The organism is Variovorax sp. P1_H2 (genome assembly GCF_056405295.1).
Map to the genome: position 1 here is coordinate 1 of NZ_JBFUCJ010000286.1, position 1,309 is coordinate 1,309.

A 1,309-nucleotide genomic window follows, 5' to 3' on the forward strand; every position below is an offset into this window, starting at 1 on the left:
CCATAGAAGAGGCTCCGGGTCTTTACGACAATGACGAGCTATATGGGGATATTATTTCTCATCAATTGGTTCGGTTTCCGATTCGTTTTGACTTTGATCCAAAGAATTACAAACCACGACATCATCCGCATTCACATCTAACGTTCGGGCAATTTGAGAATTGCAGAATTCCCGTAACGCACGCGGTGTCGCCCAATGGATTTTTGATGTTCGTGATTAGGAATTTCTACCATCGACTGTATAGACGCCACTCAAATATTTTTGAGAAGAAGATCGCCATATGCATGACGAGTTCATGTATTACTTCATTTGAGCGTGGGCTGCCGCATTTTGGCTTCTAGTTGTCGCGGTCGGGAGGCCGGGTCGGCCGGTCGAATCATTTCCTGTTTACCGGTCTTCGGCGTCGGACAGCGGCGGCGCTTCCAGCGGTCCGCGAAAACTTTTCCTCTCGCCCTGCGCGATGACTCCGCTGTACCGCCGTCCTTGGCAGCCCACGAAGCACTAGCCTCTGCCTAACGCACTACGCATCGTGCTCGGTGCGTTGGCGGGCGCCGGACTAGCAGTACGTGCACGAGACGGGCGGGCACCGAGCCTTACAGCGCGGGCTGTGGTGACGCGATCGGCGGCATGGCGCCGCCGTGCTTCTCTTTCAGCAGGTTGAAGCGCGGCTTGAGGTACGCGCTCTCGGCGGCCACGACGGCGCAGTTCGCCGTATAGAGCAGCAGCAGGTTGCGATTGCGAAGGGCCGACGCCAGCTTGTCGGCAGGGTAGCCGCCCATGAGCGCGTGCGCCACGGTCTGCGAGCCGCCGTGCACGAACGAATGCATGCCCTCGATGGTGCCGTACAGCTTGCGAAACTCCGCTGCGACCTCCGGCGCGTGCTTCTCGAAGGCATCGAGCATCGACGGGATGGGCGGCCCCATGATGGGTTCCTTGTGGCCCTCGCCCTCGACAGCAGTGGTGAAGGTCTTGACCCATTTGTTGGATGCGCCCTTGCCCATCCATGCCGCGCGCACGACGGCCTCGAAGTGCAGGCGGCACAGCGCCAAGGCGGTACCGGTCAGGCCTTCATCGATCAGGACCCGCTGGCTGACGGCGTGTTCGAGCGCCGCGCGGCAAAGGGCCAAGCTCAACATCGCGCGCGGGCTGGCCGCTTCGCATTTGCGGAGCAGCTTGGCGACGTCGTCGTCCAACGCCTCGCACTGCTGCAGCAACTGGTCGAGGCGATCGTCGGCCGACGCGCTTTCGGCTGGTGCTCGGTCGGTGGATTCCATGCGGCGAGGCTACCCGAAGCGATACCCCGGGAGAC

Annotated in this window: 2 protein-coding genes; one reads left to right on the forward strand and one right to left on the reverse strand. The window is 60.7% G+C overall.

The window, feature by feature from the left end; all coding sequences use genetic code 11:
• A partial coding sequence (locus tag AC1D2E_RS35895) for a DUF2290 domain-containing protein (RefSeq protein WP_478201799.1) occupies positions 1-341 on the forward strand: 341 nt, incomplete at its 5' end.
• Positions 342-593: 252 nt separating this feature from the next.
• Here AC1D2E_RS35895 and AC1D2E_RS35900 read toward each other — a convergent pair.
• On the reverse strand, positions 594-1,274 hold the full coding sequence (locus AC1D2E_RS35900; protein ID WP_478201800.1) for a DUF6988 family protein: 681 nt from the start codon (positions 1,272-1,274) through the stop codon (positions 594-596).
• Between the last annotated feature and the right edge of the window lie 35 nt (positions 1,275-1,309).

What these genes read in the sequence shown, in the direction of transcription:
- AC1D2E_RS35900 (WP_478201800.1), bottom strand. Translation starts at nt 1,274, where the DNA reads ATGGAATCCACCGACCGAGCACCAGCCGAAAGCGCGTCGGCCGACGAT.